This window comes from Ensifer aridi (genome assembly GCF_002078505.1).
In the GTDB taxonomy this organism is placed as follows: domain Bacteria; phylum Pseudomonadota; class Alphaproteobacteria; order Rhizobiales; family Rhizobiaceae; genus Sinorhizobium; species Sinorhizobium aridi.
Window position 1 is genome coordinate 315,162 of the sequence record NZ_LUAV01000022.1, and the last position, 16,905, is coordinate 332,066.

The window sequence follows — 16,905 nt, forward strand, 5'->3', positions numbered from 1 at the left end:
ATTATATACGACACGCGGAATGTCTTGGTATATCCAAGAATATTTCAACAAATATATCGGACAAAGGCGCCTATATGCAGGCTGGAACCCACTTTCGCAGGTGGACCAGGGCAACCTGCGCAGCCAAGGTTCCTCCGCCGTGACCGATGCTCAGGCGAATGACCACGCGCTGGGTAGGCCGCCCGTGCCGGCACACTTGAAGCGCGATAAGCGCCTGGTCGTGATGTTGACGGATGATGAATGGAAAGGCTTGCATCCGTGTAGGAGGCCGATATCCACCGTCCCGGCATCGTGCCGGCAAAAGACACCGGGAAAGACCTGCCGAAGCGTTTTCCCGCTGTGGGGACGCTCATGGGTGGTCAGTGTAGTTACTGGCTCTCGTGTTGAAATCTCTTACCGCATCGTTGTAGTCGGATGTGGCCTGTTCAACCGCGTTGCGCGCTCGTCTGGCAACATCCTCGGCCTCTTCCGCAGCTTTCCGAGCGGCCTCATTGGCTTCATCGACTTCTCGCTGCTTGCAACTGATGAAGTCTTCGATTTCCGACTTGTATGTCTCCATGTCGCTCTTGCAGCTGTTAAACTCCCATTCGTCTTGGAAGCTTCCATAACCATCGGCACAGGATGGAGCGCGCGGCTCTGAGCAATAGGCCCATGCGCCCGAGCTAGCCAGCGAGGAAATTGCGAGCGTCATCAGAAACGCTGATGCAGCGATTTTGCTTTTCATTGCCCCTCCAAATGCGCCCGAGGGTATCAACGAACGGAAAACAAAAGGCTAAAGCCGCGGGTCGTATTGACTCGACCTCAGCGTTTCCGGTTTGATTAAATTCGATCAGCGCGTACTTGGGCACATGGTCCCCCAACCAGTGCCGTTGACCACGGATGTGCTGGCATCCGTATGGGGGGACAACGAGAAGGTCGGGCTTGCCCCGGCCTTTTTTGTTGGATCGCGCTGCGAGCCTAGTTGTATGCCTTGCGCCATCCGGCTTCGCGAGCTGCCTCCTCGGAGCAGAACCATCGCTCCCCGTCGAAGTAACTGACGCGCGTCTGGCTGTAATATTCCTGTCCTGCGACGTGGTAGATCCGCTCTCCAGTGTTTTGGCTGATGTTGCCCTTGATGTCGCAACCGGGGATCAGCGGCACGTATTCAGAAACGCCAAAGAGAGCAATTGCTGCGGGAATCGCGATGCGGGGAATGCGACTGCTCTTCCTGCGCGGTCGTGATCCCTGCGGCATAGCCGGTGGTCGACCACGGCGAATGAGGCCTGACACGGTAAAGAAGACCGGCACCCCAACCAGGATGCCGGCTAGCAGACTGAGAACCGTCGCTTGGTCGAGAACATCACCCAGGAAAGCCATGGAAGACCCGCCCCTCCTCAACACTCTTCCCACAATGTCTGAACTCGCAATGAAATCAAATACTCCGTTTGGGCGGTGCCCTAATCCTTGACTGCAACCGGCGCCGTGCGACGCTTCAAGACTTGGTTGTGAGTAGGGGGGGCAATCCATGGATCTTTCCACCGCAGAGCAAATCCTCATTGAGCAACGCGTCACCAACGAAGCAAAATCCATGGGGGTGGCCTATCTGCTTTGGCTCTTCTTCGGCGGCCTGGGAGCTCACCGACTCTATATCGGCCGGATCGGGTCAGGGCTGGCGATATTGGCGCTTATGGTCGTGGGTGTCTTGCTCTCGCCCTTGGGTGTCGGAACGGTCTTCCTGGTGCCGGCCGTCATTTGGATGCTCGTCGACGCGTTCCTCATTCCTGGCATGATCCGGCAGCAGAAGGAGGAAGTGCGGAACAGCCTTGGCAAGCAGATGTACGCAGAACGCCTCCTGGTCGCCGAGCGATCGGGACGCCGACAATGACGAAAAAACTGACCGGAGTAGCGAAACGGTTGCGAGACGAGCTAGTGAGCGCCGCAGAGCGACGCACATTGCGTCTGACCTATACACAATTCGGCGAGATCGTCGGCACCCCCCCGGTATTCTATGTCAAGTTCTTGGATGCAGTCGCGGCCTATCAAAAGGCACAATTCCCGCCAGAGCCCGACGTAACATACATTCTGGTCAGCAAAGACTTTCCTTATTCATCCCAGATCGGTGGCCAAGTCGCCAAGCCACCGAACGCCGCACAGAAGAAGCTGGCGCACGCGGAGATGCAGAAGATCATTAATCGCTACTGCCCTGGGGCCGCGAATCCCTATCCAGCGTGATCGTCATGCAGCAGCCTTCCGCGGCTGGTGGTGTTCTGCAATGAGATCCTCGATCTTCTCCCGTGTGACATAGCCACCTTTCGCGACGATCGCCTCGACAGCATCGCGGACGACGGCCGGCGTCTTGGTCTTGGACAGGACCAACAGGCCGGTCGCCTGAACGTTGTCGAGCATCGCATCATTGTCGCCATAGAGCCTGGCAACACGCATGTAGACGTCCGCCGTGGTCTCGACCACCTCGCATTGCGTTTGAAGCCATGGTTTGAATTCGCCTCGAGGAAGCTTCGCCTTCATGATCAGCGCTTCGTTGCCGGGCCGGCCGTTGTTGACGCCGCTGCCGAGATCCTGGAAGCGTCCGATGATCTCATAAGGGACGGCGCTGAAGCGATCGAGGAAGATACCGATATCCCGCTCCTGAGGCTCGAGACCGAGCCCGGACTTGCCCTGGCCCTCGGTCGACACGCGGGTGTAGACGACATATCGCAGCATGGCTTTTCCCCTCCGCCTTGCTGGATATTCTCACGATGCTGGAGAAAGCGGCTCGCGATTTGGGGTTTTTCGTTTCTCCCCGTCTTGCACGCTCACGATGCGCTCGCCTACGCTTTCCCGCGTGGGAACTGAAGGAGCCGCTTTAGATCGTGTTGAGAAGGCTGAGGGAGCAAATCCGAATCTGGCGCGTGGAACCGCAAATTGAGCAGTCCCGCCGTCACCATGAGGAGAAGTGGGCAAAGCTAAGCCGCGAGGGACAATCTGTGTATGTTGTTCATAGCCACGGCGCATGGTTTGAGTATTCGATCCTTCAGGAAGAGATTGACCAGATCAGGACTCGACAGCTGCTTCGGCAAGCCTCCCGCTACCTCATACCAGTCCCTCCGAAAGTGGAAGATGGTGTCGTATGGGAGAAATCGCCTTGGACTGGTTCTTGGGCCCTTACAGTGGAGGGTCTGGCCACCCTGAGGAAGGAAATTCGCGCCGAGCAGCGGGAGCGAAGGGAAGCCCGAATGACCTACATAAATGCGGCCATCGCAATCCTCGGCTTGCTGGTGGCTATTGCGGCGATCGGCACATCCCTGGAAGGGCGAAATTGGCGCTTTGTTTGGCTAGCCGGCAAAGATCTGGCCACCGTTTTTCCCCAGGTTCTCCACACCTTTCCAACTCTCACACCCTCGTTGTCCCCGGAGCTTGCGACTCAAGCTCGTTTATCAAATCCTGCTGATGCAATCTTCGAAAGGAAGCACTGAATGGTCGTCGACATAGGCATGATCACAACCGCTGTATCCACGCTGAAGACTCCTGTTGATATCGCGAGCACCGTGAAGGAGGCCAACGATCTTACGGTCATGCGGAACAAGGTGATCGAGATGCCGGTTTCCCAGTCCTCTATCCGGAAAAGGACCTGACCAGTGTTTGATAGCTTTGGCGTGTGGATCGCGAGCTTGTAAAGATCGAGTGGCCTTCGCGTTAGGTTACATCAACCGCCCCGCCGGATCGAAGTGGTGCTTGCTTGGTCCCAATTGTGCGCCTTAAATAGAAACGCGGCACCGTTGGAAGCGATGCACATGGTGGTGGATCGAGGGTCACACTCTCCTTTCGCTCACCGCTTGCGATCTGACTGTTCCCACCTGGTTATGAGAAGCCTGCCATGAAGTGTCTTACATGTGCAGACGGCCTCGTTTTAGAGGACGTTGAGAACGGGAGAGCATCGGATGTGGCTATGCGAAAAGTTGGCCGAGTGTCGTGGAACCGAAATACAGAAGCTTTCTGTCGACCCCCCAACGCGCGGAAAAACTGAAGCAGCTTACGACGCGGTGCTTCAATTGCTCAGGAGCTGTACACTCCTGCCAGGCCAACATTTAAGAGAAAAGGAACTCGCGTCCAAACTCAATATAGGTCGAACTCCCTTGCGTGAAGCACTTATCCGACTTGCTGCGGAAGGGAAGGTCCTATCCCTTTCCAAGAAGGGCTATTTCACGTTGCCTCTGGTCGAGTGGGCGCTGTTAGACTCTTATGCCGTAGGGCGCAATGCTCTCACACTTGCACTATCCCATACAAGCGCTGACCGCGTTTATCGCACTGTCCCCTGTGATGAACTGTCTGCTGCCGAACTTGCAATTCGAACAGAGGCAGCATTCATGGAAATTGGTCAAAGAGCATCGAATTGCGAGGCTTGTCTGATCGTTGAGAAATTCTGTTTTTGCTCCCACCCTTTACGGATGGAAATGGCCGCGTCTGAATATGCCGCTACCCTCAGAACAAGTCTCGCAACCCTAACAGACGCGATGGCGATGCTTGGCAGGGAAACGAGCCTCGTGAAATCCGCACTGATGAATCACCTCGATTTAGAACAGCGAGCTATACCGCATGCTATTCAAGAAATAGGCAAGAAGAAGATGGCAGGCCTCTCGTTTAGCGCGGGCAGTTTGTGAGATAGTCCTACATATTGAAGAATGCAGCTCCTGAACAAGTCCTGGTGAGAGATGCCTTAAGCGCGCGCAAGTTCACCACCATGCGCATGGATCGCGCCATAGGAGGGGCTGCTTCGAGCGAAAGTCTTTTCGCCCATCACCTGATATGGCGGAATTCCGTCAAGTCCTTGCTCGCCCGGCGGACGAGCCTCGCGCAAGACTCGTCGGTCAGCGCCGCCTAGCGCCGGAATTAGCCGAGATCGTAATGCCTCCAACGCTGCAGGATCGTAAGCGCTCTTTTCACGCACGTTGACGTCTCTTGGATGACCGATCGCTTCAGCCGAAGGCATCGAGTCGGTCAGGCGGCTGTGGTTTTAGGGAAGTTGAAGGGCAGAAGATCGCCGATATCGGCGTCGTTGGTGCGCTGGGGCACTCTGTAAGGGCATGGCGCAACCAGGCTAACGGCTCGACGCCACAGGCGCGGCAGGTCAACATCAGGCTGTAAATGACGGCGCTGGCCTTGGCTCCGTCGACGGTATCGCTGAACAGCCAACTTTTCCGGCCAGTGGCAAAGATTCTGATGTCACGCTCCAGAGGATTATTGTCGATCGGCATGCTGCCATCTTCGGTGTAGCGCGTCAGATAATCCCACTGGTTCAGAGTGTAGGATACGGCATCTCCGAGCTTGCTGTAGGCAAGACCTTCGGTGCGATTTCGTCGAGCCATTCCTTGAGGGCGTTCAGGATGGGGACGTTGTGTTGCTGGCGAAAGCGGCGAATGCAGTCGGCCTGCGTTTCACCGTTATCTGGTTTTTCGGTCCGCGCCTGCCTTTCAACCCGATAGAGCTGGTCGAAGAATCGGGCAGCCTGCTCCGGCGGTCCGCCACCTTTCTTTCTGGCCTTGAAGGCCTCTACGAAGCGCCGCCTTGAATGGGCCATGCATCCCAGATGGGTTGCGCCCTCCAGCGTTCGCCAGGCGGTGTAGCGATCGCTCATCACTATGCCACGGTAATCGCCGAGGAAGGCCTGCGGGTATATCTGGCCGCGGCCCGGCTGATAATCGGGCAGCACGATCGGCTCGTGACTGTCCTCGGCACTCCGATAGGCCCACATATACGATGTGCTGGTGGCCTCCCTGTCGTTTTCCTTCAGCACCTGAACCGTCGTTTCGTCGCCATGGATGAGGGGCTGTGACCTGAGCCGCAGTTTCAATGCGTCATAAATGCGATGCAGATGCTTCTCGCTCGATCCGATTACCCAGTGACCCAGAGCGCCACGGCTGACAGGAACCCCTGCGCGTTCGAATGTCTGAGCCAGACGGTAGAGTGGTGTGCCGTCGACGTATTTGTGAACAAGCGCAAAGGCCAGCGTCGAGGCCGTGGCGATGCTGCCTGGCAAAGGCTGTGCGGGCATCGGCGCGGTCACAATCGGCGTATTGATCCCGGTGCGGTCGCAATGGCGGCAAGCATATTTAAACCGCACATTCTGTCAGACCTTTGCCTTCACCTCGATATGAAGCTGCTCGATAACGGTCTCGCCCATGCGGTGCATCTGGCCATGACAGCAAGGGCAGGCCTTCTGATCGTCGGGAAGGTCTTATTCGATGCGCTCGCGCGGCAGGTTTTCCGGCAGTGGTCTGCGGCCGCGCTTCTTGCCCGTCGCGCTTTCGGCTGACGGTAACCCAGTGTCCGGAAGATCGACGGCATCGCTTTCTTCGCTGTCGGCATCATCCTCATCAGCGGCCTGTTCGGCTTCATTGAAGATGCGATCAATGTGCTTTTCGCTGCGCGGTCCAAAACGATGCCGTCGTGCAAGCGCCTGCTCTTCCTCGAGTTTGACGACGCGCTGCGAGAGCGCTTCCTTCTCGGCTTTCAGCGCGGCGATTTCGGCAGCATTTGCCGCCAACTGCGCCATCAGCTCTGCAATGCTCGGTTCGCCCGTTCGATTCATCGGATTCTTGAATCTGAACCGTACCGCCGCGTCAACCGCAGAATTCGCCGCCTTCAGCCAGCAACCTGATATTGCCGCATCGGATGGCGAACCATCGCATCGATATCGATGCCGTCGAGAATCCAGTGCAGCTGCTCGGTCGTAAGCGTGACGACCACCTCTTGGCGGCGGGGCATCGGAACTTGTCCTCGGTCAACCGCTTCAGGACCAGCACAAAGCCCGACCGATCGAAGAACAAGAGCTTCATCCGGTCGCGACGGCGATTGCAGAACGCAAAAACCGCTGGAGCAAATGGATCGAGTGCCATTGTCTCCTGGACCAGAACAGCAAGGCTGTTGATGCCAGCCCGAAAGTCGATTGGATCGCGATGCAGGTAGACCTGAAGGTCAGCGCCCAGTCTGAACACGACCCAACGCTCCGATTATTGCTGCCAACGCGTCCACATCACCGCATTCCAGTGTCAGCGTCACACCGTTCGGCAGTGACGCGCTCACCTTGGCTGGAAAGGAAAGTGGACCGCTCCTTTCGGATTTTGCCAGCCGCTCTTCACCACGCGTGGAAGGCCTATCCAACGCGCTGCTCTGCATTGGCAGGCTGCGATCCGTGGTGACCCGAATCGGAACAAACGCCGATGTTGAAGACGGCGGCAGAGGACGGCCCTCCTTGGCCTTCTTTATCCATTTCCGAAGGAGATTGGCGTTGACCCCATGTTCAAGCGCAAGGCGCGATACCGAGACGCCTGGCTCAAGGCAGGCTGCAACAAGGCGGTCTCTCGAAGCTGGGTCATATCGACGTCGTCCGTCACGACCCACAAGCCTCACACGCAGTTTTTGATCATCTTCTTCCACGACTTGGTGTCCACCTATTTTGGTGGACACCTCATGCCAAAGCATACTCAAGAGAAAAAGGTGCGGGGAATTCGCGCTTACGCAGGATCGTCGCCGAGGCGTCGATTTGTCCACGGCTTCTTTCGAGATGACGAGTTTCACGCGTTCTCCACCGATCTTACGGACGCTATCAGGCTCCTGATCACCGGCAGGATTCGAGGTGGACCGTCGCATGGGCGGCAAGTCGGGGCAGGTCAAGGTCTGCCCGCCCGTAACGCACCGAATCGCGCGAACGTCATTTCCGAAAACCGAATCGGCGCGAAACCGGAAAGGAACATTTCCGTCAACAAGTTATTGATTAATACACACTAGTGTGTATCTATGCTGTGATGAGGAGCGGCGACATAATTGCAGCATTGCAGGAGGATGGTTGGTGCGAGGTTGCCAGAAAGGGCAGCCATGTTCAATTTAAGCATCCAGAGAAGCCAGGCCGGGTCACCGTTCCTCATCCGAAGAGGGATTTGCCAACAGGCACCCTTAGGAGCATTGAAAAGCAATCCGGCCTAAGACTGAGGTAACGACCATGCGCAACTATATCGGATTGATCCACAAGGATGCCGAGAGCGATTACGGTGTTTCCTTCCCCGATTTTCCTGGCGTCGTAACTGCTGGCACAGACCTCGATAACGCTCGGGCCATGGCTGAAGAGGCCTTGTCCTTGCATATCGAAGGTCTCGTCGAGGACGGTGAAGCGATTCCGGAGCCGTCTACCCTTGAAGCAGTTATGGCCGACCCTGAGAACAGGGACGGTGTGGCAATTCTCGTGGCGGTGAAGACCGAAGCCAAGAAGGCTGTTCGCGTCAACGTTACGCTTCCCGAAGATGTTCTCAAGGAGATCGATGCGTTCGCGGAAGCTCATGGCTTAACGCGCTCGGGGTTCTTGGCTCGTGCTGCCAAGCACGAGATCGAGCTGGTGAACGACGACTACAACTACGCGGAAGAGCGTCTGTCGGCTTAGAAGTGGACCCCGAATATGAGTTCGAGGGCGACGGGAAGGGTTTCCCGAACCATGTGTGACCTCATCGTTTGGGAGGAAGTGTCTGCCCTATAGGCAATAAAAACGCCGCCGGAGGGGTGTGTAAGAGCTTGTCCGAGAGCAGCCCGTTGCTGGCCACTTGTGTCGAAGGAGGAACTCGCCTGGGTTCCAGATTTACTCGCTGTTCTCCATAGAGATACGCTTGCCAAAAGCTCCCTCAGGTGAAGATGCTGCGCCGGTTGAAATACGCTCGTCCGGCCGCGGCATTCGCCTTGATCTGGTCTTCGGTGTGCGCCACGGAAGCGATCGCGGCAAAGGGGACGTACAGGCGCCGGCAAAAGGCGTTCGAATAGCCAGAGCGGATGCTGAAATAACCAAGGGCGCGGGAACGAGGCGTGTTAGGATCCCCGGAAATGTTGTGCTCACCGGTTTGTAAACACTACATTCTAAAGACGCCATAATGTGGTGTCTCGATGGGAGCATTGAGCGAAGCACTCACGGCGATTGCGAGCGCGGTTCTGGTGTCGACAGGATCAAGAATCCCGTCGTCCCAGATTTCAGACGTTGCGTAGTAAGCGCTAGATCGCTTCCTATATTCTTCCAAAACCGACTGTTTGGTGGCTTCGTAATCCTGCGCCGATACGCGCCTATCATCGAACGCGAGTTGCTTTGCCTTGACATCTGTCAGCACTCGCGCCGCTTGATCGGCACCCAAGGCTGAAATCTGAGCCTGCGGCCATGTGAACAGAAAACGCGGATCGAAAGCGCGCCCGGCCATAGCGAAGGTCCCTGCACCATGAGAATGGTTGCAAATGACCGTGAATTTAGGCACGGCTGCTCCAGACACGGCCATGAGTAGCTTGGCGCCGTTTTTGGTAATGCCACGCCGCTCGTATTCGCTGCCGACCATGAACCCCGTGATGTTCTGCAGGAATAGCAGGGGCGTCCGGTTCATATCGCATAACTGGATGAAATGAGCGCCCTTCAGCGCACTGTCGTCGAACAGCACGCCATTGTTCGCCAGAACACCGATTTGGTATCCATGAAGGCGCGCGAATCCGCACACCAGAGATCGGCCGTAGCGTGGCTGGTATTCATGGAACCTGCTGCCATCGACCAGGCGCGCGAGTATCTCCCGCATATCGAAGTGCATTCGAGGGTCTCTTGGAATTATGCCGTATAGTTCCGACGCATCATAGGCGGGCGGCTCCGGAGCGACTCGATCGATCGAGGCTTTCTCGGGACGTTTGAAACGGGCAACTATGTCGCGGGCAATCGCGATCGCGTGCATCTCTGAGTCCGCGAGATAGTCGGCCGTTCCCGATACGCTGGTTTGCATGTCAGCACCGCCGAGCTCGTCGACAGACACGTGCTGGCCAGTCGCAACTTGAACGACCGATGGACCGCCCAGAAATATCGCTCCGCTTCCCTGGACGATCACGTTGTACTCGCTAAGCGCAGGAACGTAGGCCCCTCCTGCGATGCACTGTCCCATCACAAGAGCGACCTGAGGCACGCCCATCTTCGAGAGAATGGATTGGTTTCGGAAGATTCTGCCCGCGTGGTGGCGATCCGCGAAGAAGTCTGCCTGCAGAGGCAGAAATCCACCGCCGCAGTCGCAAAGATGAACGACGGGCAAACGATTTTCGATTGCTATATCCAAGGATCGGACGATCTTCTTGACCGACAACGGATACCATGCACCACCCTTCACGCTCGAGTCATCAGCGTGAACGATCACCTCGCGTCCCGCGACGATGCCGATGCCGACGACCTGTGCTGCGCTTGGCACCTCTCCGTCGTAAGCCTCGTTCGCAGCCAGTGTCGAAAGTTCGAGGAAAGGAGTTTCTGGATCGAGCAGAGCCTCGACCCGTTCACGAACAAAGAGCTTGTTTTGTCGCCGCAGGCGCTCGCGATCGCGCTCGGGACGCTCTAAACGGACCGCACGCTGGCGCTCCTTTAATTCGGCCGCAAGTCTTCTGTTGTGGAGTTCGTTGAGGCGAAATTCTTGCGAGTTCACGTCGATGAGAGAAGCGAGGCGCTGCATCTCAATGCCCTTCCTCTGTGATCGTAACTAGTGCCGCGCCATGCTCAAAGCTCTCGCCTTCGTTGAAGTGAATTCGGTCGACCACCCCATCCTGTGGGGAGCGTATGACGCTTTCCAGCTTCATGCTCTCGATCACCATCAGCGCCGTGCCTGCGGAGATCGCGTCGCCAGGCGAAACCGACGTTTTAACGACGACGCCTGGCATAGGCGCGCGCGCCACGAGAAGACCTGCATCCTTGTTCACGAGAGCGTGGGCTGACAATGGATCTCGGTAGCGCAGAATGCGCGTTCTGCCGCGAATATGCAGATGAATTGCGTCACCATCGATGGCGAACCTGACCCGCTCGCTTGCGCCCGCTATGGTAAGAAGGCCGCAGCCGTCGCCCTGATGGGAGAAATCGAGTGATGCAAGTACTTCGTCGCCCAAATGGAGGCGATATCCCTGCTGCCAGCGTGAAAGCCACAACTGATAATCTACACCTTCAAGCTCGAAAACGTGGTTCACGCGTTTCTCCAGCCGCCGAGAGAGGCGTGAAGCTCGGGTACGGCATCTGCCGAATCGCGGACTGGTCGCGTCAGGAGAGCGGCGGCTGCCAGGAAGGTCGACAAGTCGGACTGAGAGTCGCCAGCGGTCAGCTGCTGATTTTCGTCGAGATATCCAGTATGAAACTGCCCGCTTAGAAATTGTTCGTCGGCAAGGACGCGCGCGAGAAAGCTCGCGTTTGTTTCGCAGCCGAGGAGCACCAGCTCCCGCATCGCGCGTTCGGCCGTTAGCGCAGCCTCATTACGCGTGCTCGAATGTACGATCACCTTTGCCAACAGGGAATCAAAGGCTGTCGTTATTTGCTGACCTTGCGAGATGCCGCTGTCGATCCGTAAGCCTGGACCGCCGGGATAGTCGAGCACCAGTATTTTCCCCGTCGTGGGGGCAAAGCCGCGTTCAGGAGCCTCGGCATACACTCTCGCTTCGATTGCGTGGCCTGTCGACACGATACCTGGCTGCGAAAATCTAAGCTCGTGGCCGCCGGCGACATAGAGCTGTTCGGCAACAATATCGATACCAGTGATCATTTCGGTGACGGGATGCTCCACCTGCAGGCGCGTATTCATCTCGAGGAAATAGAACTCTCCTCCGTGAACGATGAATTCCACAGTGCCGGCATTTCGATAGTCAGCGGCGCGAGCGATGCCCACGGCAGTTTCGCAGATTCTCTCGCGCAACCCCGGGGAAAGCGTCGACGCGGGCGCCTCCTCTATGACCTTCTGAAATCTGCGCTGGACCGAGCACTCCCGCTCGAACAGATGAACGACGTTTCCGAAGGAGTCGCCGAGCACCTGCACTTCGATATGCCGTGGCTTTTCGATATATCGTTCTATGTAGAGCCGGCCATCCTCGAAGTAGCGCTGCGCCTCACTGCGTGCCTGCGCAATGGCGTCTTCCAAGGTGTCGAGGTCGCGGACGACCCGCATGCCCTTGCCGCCGCCGCCGGCCGATGCTTTTACCAGCAAAGGCCCTCCAATGGATCGCGCCCTCTGGATGAACGAGGCCGGATCATCTTCTTCGATCGCTGAAGGCACGACCGGAAATCCGTTCTGCTGAACGAAGTTGCGGGCCCGGATCTTGTCGCCCATCAATTGGATGATCTCAGGAGTAGGCCCGACGAACGCGAACCCAGACTCGACCACCGCCCTCGCGAACTCCGCATTCTCTGATAGGAATCCATAGCCTGGGTGAACCGCCCCGACGTTCGCCTCGCGGGCGGCAGCGATGATTTGTGCGGTATCAAGATAGGCCGCGACTGGCGTGCGACTGCTTACGGCAATCGCTATGTCGGCCATTGAGACGGCCGGCGCTCCCGCATCGAGATCGTGGTAGACAATTGCGGAGCGCAGTTCAAGCTCGCGCAGGGTCTTGATGATGCGTACGGCAACCTCGCCTCTATTGGCGATCAGAACGGTATCAAAGGGTAATTTTCGCATTCGCCTATTTGTCTAGCTTAGGGCTGAGACTAGATTTCCGGGCCATCGTAGTGCTCTCAATCTCCGTATAATGGCCTGCAAATCTCCCATGGATCGGGTTCGAAATTCATCCCGCGTTGTCACAACCTCTCTGTGGTCGATGCTTTGATGGCAGGGGTAGCGTCATCCGCAGCATACCGAAGTCGGCCGGCCCATCGCTGAGCAGCGGCAATCCCTCGATAGCGTAAGCAGCGAGCCCACTTGGGCGCGACACTTGCGGTTCGTGTAATGCCCTCTCTGGTGGGCGGGTGGACGGCAGAGACGGAGCGCGCCTGTTCCATGGGCGCCATTTCGCATGCGTATTTCACTTGCGCCTGTTGGCATGACCCTTCTCTCCATCGGGCTGGCACCCGAGACATATCGAATGAGTCGAATACAGATCCCACCCCTGATTTCACTCCACCATCGCCACTTCGGGACATCGAGCTATTTAGTATAACCTCAGCGAATTCCGGCATCCGCGTCGTGAAGAAAGTCGTGCTTGGACTAGTAGCCGAAAATAGGTTGCGCATTACACCGATGTCTTAGTAGTGTTGGCTGAAATTGAGTCGCTTTCTGCCATTGGCAACAAACGACTGTCTGATTCCTCGGTGTATAAGCTCAATGATACTCTCCTATACTTGTAAACGAACTGCGGAAGCTATACCGGAAGAGGCTGTAAGGCCACACTTATTGTGTCGCGTGACACTTTTTTGGGTATCTGCATGCTGATGAAATCACCTTGGGAGCCTTGGATCGCATCCGGCGATGAGCCCGTGTACCAGCGCCTGGCAGCCGCAATCGCGGAGGATCTGGTCAATGGCAAAATCGCTCCCGGATCCCGCCTGCCGGCGCAGAGGGACCTGAGCTACCGACTGGGAGTGGGGCTAGGCACCGTGACAAAGGCCTACGGGCTCTTGGCGCGCCAAGGCCTTGCCTCATCCTTCCACGGACGCGGAATGTTCGTGACGAACAAAATCCTGACCACCAGAAAAATGGTCGATCTGAGCTTAAATGTGCCTCCGAACGTCATCTCGGAGAAACTGCTGAGCGGGACGTTGGCCTCGCTTGCCACAACCATTGACGCTGACACCTACGGAGCGTGCACCTTCCCAAAGGGAACCCTCGATCAACGTATGGCGGTTGCGGGATGGCTTCAGCACTATTGCGCCTCGGCCGACGCCGAACGCATGATCTTTTGCAATGGCGGTCAACATGCTCTTTCGACGGTGCTGACCGCACTGGTCGCTCCGGACATTTGCTTAGCAACTGACGAGTTGCCGTTTCCCGGGCTCGTGAGGATTTCACATTTGCTCGGCATTGAGCTGGTCGGAATTGACACTGATCCAGAAGGCCTTCTCCCAGAAGCCCTCGAGCGGATCGCATGCGAGGTCGCTTCGAGGAAGAAGCGCCTCGTGCTGTTCACTAACCCAACCGCGCAGAATCCAACCGGCAGGACGATGTCGCGGTCACGGATCAAGGACATTGCCGTCATTTGCCAGCGCCGAGACATATTGATAATCGAAGACGACGTGTACGCATCCTTCGCTGCGCATGATCGCATTTGCTTTCTCGATCTAGCGCCTGAACGAACCTACTACATAAACAGCTTCGCGACGCTGTTCACACCGGGGCTGCGCCTTGGTGTTCTGATTGCTCCATCTCATCAGCTGGACAACTTAGTGCGCGTGCTCCGCGCCCAAGGTGCAACTGACTCTCCAATATCCAGGCTTATCGTACACAAATGGATAGCGGATGGGGTGGCATCACATATCTCGAGAACCACAAGCGCGGAAGCGGCTGTTCGCAACAAGGTAGCAGCTTCAATCTTCTCCTCGATAAGCGATGCGTGGATCGGCAGCGGGTTCCACATGTTTCTGTCGATGCGCCACTCTGCGGCAGTCGCACTCGCCAGCGCAGCCCGCGAACGCGGGATAATGGTCACCGATCCCGCGGTCTCTCTGTCAGACGGAAATGATCAAAGCGGCATTCGCCTTTGCCTGGGTGGGCCTACGCGCCTCGAACTTAGCGCAGCATTAAGGGAGATTGCCACCCTTCAAGTTCAACTGGGGCAGGGGACGAAGGCGACGGCAAAAGACCTCGGGGACAACATGAATGCTTAAAGTGGGTCCGAACAAAAAGGGCGTTTGCATGCTTAAGCCTCCTTTTGTTTCTCTCCCGATTGCCTGGCTGGCCACAAACGTCTTGTGTTCGAATCTGGCATGTCAATTGAGCGTACCAACACCTTGCTTTGGGGGAGTTGAAGACAACCTCGCCGAGCCGAAGAACCACCCGTGCCTCAATCGCTCGCAAGGGTTGTGTGGCCTTAACCTCGTCGGAAAAGTCGCATGTGGCTCCAGACAGAAGGATAGGTGACAATGGATCTCTGCACACTGATTGACCGCAATGCGGCGTTTGCTCCAAACAAGCCTGCAATTCATTTCGAGAGCGAGACCTTGAGCTATGCCGCGTTGCGCCGACGCATCGAGCAAGCCGCGCGCGCCCTGAACAAAGAGCTCGGAGTCACTAAAGGCGACCGCGTCGCCATCCTCAGCCTGAACCGGCCCGAGTATCTAATTCTTCTCTATGCGTGTGCGCGACTTGGCGCAATTATGCTGCCTTTGAATTGGCGCCTCGCGGCGGCTGAGCAGATCTTCATTTTGTCCAATGCCGAAGCAAAGGTATTGGTTGTCGAGCAGGCGTTTGACGGGCTTCTGCCGCGTCTGTCACACACACTGCCTGACACCTCAGTCGTCGGTCTGGATTTCACGCCGCCTGGCGGGAGCACATGGAGTAAACTGTTAGACCAAGGCAGCGGCGATAGCCGCAACTCACATGCTGACTTGAGCTGCCCGCTTCTGATCATCTACACTTCCGGCACTACCGGGCGGCCGAAAGGCGCGGTCCTCCGACAAGAAGCATTGCTCTGGAACGGGGTGATGAGTCAGCACATGCATGCTCTGACGTCGGAAGATCATGTGTTGTCGGTATTGCCGTTCTTTCACGTGGGCGGGCTTAACATTCAGACCACTCCGGCTTTGCACCACGGTGCGACGGTCACTATCCATTCCCGATTTGCGGCAGACGCGACACTTGCTGCATTTGAGCGTGATCGGCCAACGCTGACGGCATTGGTACCGACGGCCATCCAGGCATTGACCGACCACGCCGCATGGTTGACCGCCGACTTGTCTTCCTTGAAGGCTGTTTCAACCGGCTCGACAATCGTGTCTCAGGCCCTGATCGAACGCGTTACCGCGCGAGGGGTACCGGTCCTGCAGGTCTATGGCTCCACAGAAACTTGCCCCATCGCCATCTACACGAGGTTTGGAGGTGATCTCTCGCGCCGCGAGTCTACTGGCCTAACGGGGCTATGCTGCGACGTAATGATCATCGATGACGCCGGCAACGAGCTGCCGGCGGGTGCCCCAGGCGAAATCGCAGTGCGTGGCCCGAATGTCTTCTGTGAATATTGGGGCGATCAACAAGCGACCCGCGAGGCACTGCGTGACGGGTGGTATCGGACTGGCGACATCGGGCACTGCGATGCCGACGGCCATTTTTGGGTCCGCGATCGCAAAAAGAACCTCATCATTTCGGGCGGAGAAAATATCTATCCGGCCGAAGTCGAGCGTGTGCTCGGGGAGCACCCCGATGTCCAGGAATGCGCCGTTGTCGGTCGGCCACATTCGCGCTGGGGGGAGGTGCCGGTCGCCTATGTTGTCAGGCGGGCAGGGGCAGGGGCACGGATCGAAGCGGAAGCACTGGCAGCGCATGTGCAGTCGCAGGTCGCCCGCTTCAAGGTCCCGCGGGAGTTCATTTTCACGAGAGAACTGCCGCGAACAGCGTTGGGCAAGGTTCAGCACTCGATTTTGAGAGAGCTTGAAGCGCGATCGAGCGAGGAAGAAGGCAGCGAATGAAGATCGGGGCCACAAGCGAACTGCGGTTCCTTTCCGGTTGCCAGTGGACTGCCATTCAACATGCGCCAAACCGTGTGCTGAAGGATGAGCAACGGCAGTTCGCAAAGGCTTGCCAGACTGCTCGATCGCATCCAGGGCGCAGGCGAGGGCTTCCAGCGGTGGAAAACGCCCAGCAGGCTGTCGGCAAAAATGGCTTTCGAAGCGATCGATCTAGCAATGATTTGAGCCTTGGCCGAGAAGATGGTCTTCGGCTCGTTAGGGATTTTGCCGCCAGGGTAAATCTTCCGATCAGATCACCAGGGGTGAGGACCTTGATGAGGCTGACCAGGTGCCCCGAGTCAAAGCCGGCGCCCGCGACTACGTCACCAAGCCCTTCGGGTCGAAAAGGCTCTTGTAGAGACAATGACCCTCAGTCCATGTTGAGTAGGGGAGATATTCGCTGGCCGCCCGTCATGGTGCATGGCCGAACGGCGTTTGAAGGTACAGGGCTGCAGCGGGATCGCAGTCCACGT

General features: G+C 57.1%; 18 protein-coding genes and 2 pseudogenes. 10 read left to right on the forward strand and 10 right to left on the reverse strand.

The genetic code is table 11. The features are described from left to right. Nucleotides 1-349: 349 nt before the first annotated feature. Nucleotides 350-724, reverse strand: coding sequence for a hypothetical protein (locus AYK65_RS20490; protein ID WP_244560041.1), 375 nt, complete (start codon nucleotides 722-724; stop codon nucleotides 350-352). A gap of 233 nt (nucleotides 725-957) precedes the next feature. Then, the gene (locus tag AYK65_RS33155) at nucleotides 958-1,356 is read right to left on the reverse strand and encodes a sunset domain-containing protein (RefSeq protein WP_139793268.1); all 399 of its coding nucleotides are present in this window, start codon (nucleotides 1,354-1,356) and stop codon (nucleotides 958-960) included. A 148-nt stretch (nucleotides 1,357-1,504) separates the two neighbouring features. Here AYK65_RS33155 and AYK65_RS20500 point away from each other — a divergent pair, with 148 nt between their 5' ends. Continuing rightward, complete coding sequence (locus AYK65_RS20500; protein WP_081160120.1) at nucleotides 1,505-1,864, forward strand: TM2 domain-containing protein; 360 nt, start codon at nucleotides 1,505-1,507, stop codon at nucleotides 1,862-1,864. Beyond that, entirely contained in the window at nucleotides 1,861-2,211 is a 351-nt protein-coding gene (locus tag AYK65_RS20505; protein WP_139793269.1) for a hypothetical protein, read from the forward strand. Before AYK65_RS20500 ends, AYK65_RS20505 begins: the two co-directional genes overlap by 4 nt. Nucleotides 2,212-2,214: 3 nt before the next feature. On the opposite strand, the gene AYK65_RS31965 is transcribed toward AYK65_RS20505, so the two are convergent. After that, a complete protein-coding gene (locus AYK65_RS31965) occupies nucleotides 2,215-2,700 on the reverse strand; it encodes a recombinase family protein (protein ID WP_139793270.1) in 486 nt (161 codons plus the stop codon). 512 nt (nucleotides 2,701-3,212) lie between these two features. Between AYK65_RS31965 and AYK65_RS31970 the strand changes: the two genes are divergently transcribed. The 3 genes from AYK65_RS31970 (at nucleotide 3,213) to AYK65_RS20520 (ending at nucleotide 4,637) form a co-directional block, all read left to right on the forward strand. Beyond that, nucleotides 3,213-3,452 carry a hypothetical protein gene (locus AYK65_RS31970; protein ID WP_139793271.1) on the forward strand — a complete coding sequence of 80 codons (240 nt, stop codon included), beginning with the start codon at nucleotides 3,213-3,215 and terminating at the stop codon, nucleotides 3,450-3,452. Beyond that, a complete protein-coding gene (locus tag AYK65_RS32540) occupies nucleotides 3,453-3,611 on the forward strand; it encodes a hypothetical protein (RefSeq protein WP_172402045.1) in 159 nt (52 codons plus the stop codon). Between the two features lie 306 nt (nucleotides 3,612-3,917). Next, nucleotides 3,918-4,637, forward strand: a complete 720-nt coding sequence (locus AYK65_RS20520; RefSeq protein ID WP_081160127.1) for a GntR family transcriptional regulator — start codon at nucleotides 3,918-3,920, stop codon at nucleotides 4,635-4,637. A gap of 337 nt (nucleotides 4,638-4,974) precedes the next feature. On the opposite strand, the pseudogene tnpC reads toward AYK65_RS20520, so the two are convergent. The 4 genes and pseudogenes from tnpC to tnpA form a co-directional block, all read right to left on the reverse strand. Then, nucleotides 4,975-6,565 (reverse strand): annotated as a pseudogene (tnpC, locus tag AYK65_RS20525) (IS66 family transposase). Nucleotides 6,566-6,618: 53 nt separating this feature from the next. Further along, nucleotides 6,619-6,741, reverse strand: coding sequence for a transposase (locus AYK65_RS33160; protein ID WP_244560042.1), 123 nt, complete (start codon nucleotides 6,739-6,741; stop codon nucleotides 6,619-6,621). Nucleotides 6,742-6,767: 26 nt separating this feature from the next. Further along, a pseudogene (tnpB, locus tag AYK65_RS33940) lies at nucleotides 6,768-6,971 on the reverse strand (IS66 family insertion sequence element accessory protein TnpB); the annotation flags it as partial. Then, nucleotides 6,952-7,386 (reverse strand): IS66-like element accessory protein TnpA, encoded by a 435-nt coding sequence (tnpA, locus tag AYK65_RS20535; protein ID WP_244560053.1) that lies wholly within the window; start codon nucleotides 7,384-7,386, stop codon nucleotides 6,952-6,954. The pseudogene tnpB and the gene tnpA, both read right to left, overlap by 20 nt. Here tnpA and AYK65_RS33165 point away from each other — a divergent pair. The 3 genes from AYK65_RS33165 to AYK65_RS20545 are packed head-to-tail and all read left to right on the forward strand — an operon-like array spanning nucleotide 7,273 to nucleotide 8,410. Further along, complete coding sequence (locus tag AYK65_RS33165; protein WP_244560056.1) at nucleotides 7,273-7,764, forward strand: hypothetical protein; 492 nt, start codon at nucleotides 7,273-7,275, stop codon at nucleotides 7,762-7,764. The genes tnpA and AYK65_RS33165 overlap by 114 nt on opposite strands. A 17-nt stretch (nucleotides 7,765-7,781) precedes the next feature. After that, nucleotides 7,782-7,970 carry a type II toxin-antitoxin system HicA family toxin gene (locus tag AYK65_RS20540; RefSeq protein WP_081160236.1) on the forward strand — a complete coding sequence of 63 codons (189 nt, stop codon included), beginning with the start codon at nucleotides 7,782-7,784 and terminating at the stop codon, nucleotides 7,968-7,970. A 5-nt stretch (nucleotides 7,971-7,975) separates the two neighbouring features. Next, a complete protein-coding gene (locus AYK65_RS20545) occupies nucleotides 7,976-8,410 on the forward strand; it encodes a type II toxin-antitoxin system HicB family antitoxin (protein ID WP_081160132.1) in 435 nt (144 codons plus the stop codon). A gap of 457 nt (nucleotides 8,411-8,867) precedes the next feature. Here the strand turns inward: AYK65_RS20545 and AYK65_RS20550 are convergent, their stop codons facing one another. From AYK65_RS20550 to AYK65_RS20560, 3 genes are read right to left on the reverse strand one after another with little or no spacing between them, the layout of a single operon-like run. Further along, nucleotides 8,868-10,475 (reverse strand): acyl-CoA carboxylase subunit beta, encoded by a 1,608-nt coding sequence (locus AYK65_RS20550; protein ID WP_081160134.1) that lies wholly within the window; start codon nucleotides 10,473-10,475, stop codon nucleotides 8,868-8,870. 1 nt (nucleotide 10,476) lies between these two features. Next, complete coding sequence (locus tag AYK65_RS20555) at nucleotides 10,477-10,980, reverse strand: acyl-CoA carboxylase biotin carboxyl carrier protein subunit (protein WP_081160137.1); 504 nt, start codon at nucleotides 10,978-10,980, stop codon at nucleotides 10,477-10,479. Continuing rightward, nucleotides 10,977-12,455 (reverse strand): acetyl-CoA carboxylase biotin carboxylase subunit, encoded by a 1,479-nt coding sequence (locus AYK65_RS20560; protein ID WP_081160139.1) that lies wholly within the window; start codon nucleotides 12,453-12,455, stop codon nucleotides 10,977-10,979. The genes AYK65_RS20555 and AYK65_RS20560 overlap by 4 nt, the downstream gene beginning before the upstream one ends. Nucleotides 12,456-13,198: 743 nt before the next feature. Here AYK65_RS20560 and AYK65_RS20565 point away from each other — a divergent pair. Both AYK65_RS20565 and AYK65_RS20570 read left to right on the forward strand, forming a co-directional pair. Further along, the gene (locus AYK65_RS20565) at nucleotides 13,199-14,596 is read left to right on the forward strand and encodes an aminotransferase-like domain-containing protein (protein ID WP_139793272.1); all 1,398 of its coding nucleotides are present in this window, start codon (nucleotides 13,199-13,201) and stop codon (nucleotides 14,594-14,596) included. A gap of 255 nt (nucleotides 14,597-14,851) precedes the next feature. Further along, complete coding sequence (locus AYK65_RS20570) at nucleotides 14,852-16,393, forward strand: class I adenylate-forming enzyme family protein (protein ID WP_081160237.1); 1,542 nt, start codon at nucleotides 14,852-14,854, stop codon at nucleotides 16,391-16,393. The last annotated feature ends 512 nt before the right edge of the window (nucleotides 16,394-16,905 follow it).

Coding starts and splice junctions, on each gene's coding strand:
- AYK65_RS20520 (WP_081160127.1), top strand. CDS start 3,918: ATGTGGCTATGCGAAAAGTTGGCCGAGTGTCGTGGAACCGAAATACAG.
- AYK65_RS33160 (WP_244560042.1), bottom strand. CDS start 6,741: ATGCCCCGCCGCCAAGAGGTGGTCGTCACGCTTACGACCGAGCAGCTG.
- AYK65_RS20560 (WP_081160139.1), bottom strand. CDS start 12,455: ATGCGAAAATTACCCTTTGATACCGTTCTGATCGCCAATAGAGGCGAG.
- AYK65_RS20540 (WP_081160236.1), top strand. CDS start 7,782: ATGAGGAGCGGCGACATAATTGCAGCATTGCAGGAGGATGGTTGGTGC.
- AYK65_RS33165 (WP_244560056.1), top strand. CDS start 7,273: ATGTTCAAGCGCAAGGCGCGATACCGAGACGCCTGGCTCAAGGCAGGC.
- AYK65_RS20500 (WP_081160120.1), top strand. CDS start 1,505: ATGGATCTTTCCACCGCAGAGCAAATCCTCATTGAGCAACGCGTCACC.
- AYK65_RS20505 (WP_139793269.1), top strand. CDS start 1,861: ATGACGAAAAAACTGACCGGAGTAGCGAAACGGTTGCGAGACGAGCTA.
- AYK65_RS20570 (WP_081160237.1), top strand. CDS start 14,852: ATGGATCTCTGCACACTGATTGACCGCAATGCGGCGTTTGCTCCAAAC.
- AYK65_RS31970 (WP_139793271.1), top strand. CDS start 3,213: ATGACCTACATAAATGCGGCCATCGCAATCCTCGGCTTGCTGGTGGCT.
- AYK65_RS20565 (WP_139793272.1), top strand. CDS start 13,199: ATGCTGATGAAATCACCTTGGGAGCCTTGGATCGCATCCGGCGATGAG.
- AYK65_RS33155 (WP_139793268.1), bottom strand. CDS start 1,356: ATGGCTTTCCTGGGTGATGTTCTCGACCAAGCGACGGTTCTCAGTCTG.
- AYK65_RS20545 (WP_081160132.1), top strand. CDS start 7,976: ATGCGCAACTATATCGGATTGATCCACAAGGATGCCGAGAGCGATTAC.
- AYK65_RS32540 (WP_172402045.1), top strand. CDS start 3,453: ATGGTCGTCGACATAGGCATGATCACAACCGCTGTATCCACGCTGAAG.
- AYK65_RS20490 (WP_244560041.1), bottom strand. CDS start 724: ATGAAAAGCAAAATCGCTGCATCAGCGTTTCTGATGACGCTCGCAATT.
- AYK65_RS31965 (WP_139793270.1), bottom strand. CDS start 2,700: ATGCTGCGATATGTCGTCTACACCCGCGTGTCGACCGAGGGCCAGGGC.
- AYK65_RS20550 (WP_081160134.1), bottom strand. CDS start 10,475: ATGCAGCGCCTCGCTTCTCTCATCGACGTGAACTCGCAAGAATTTCGC.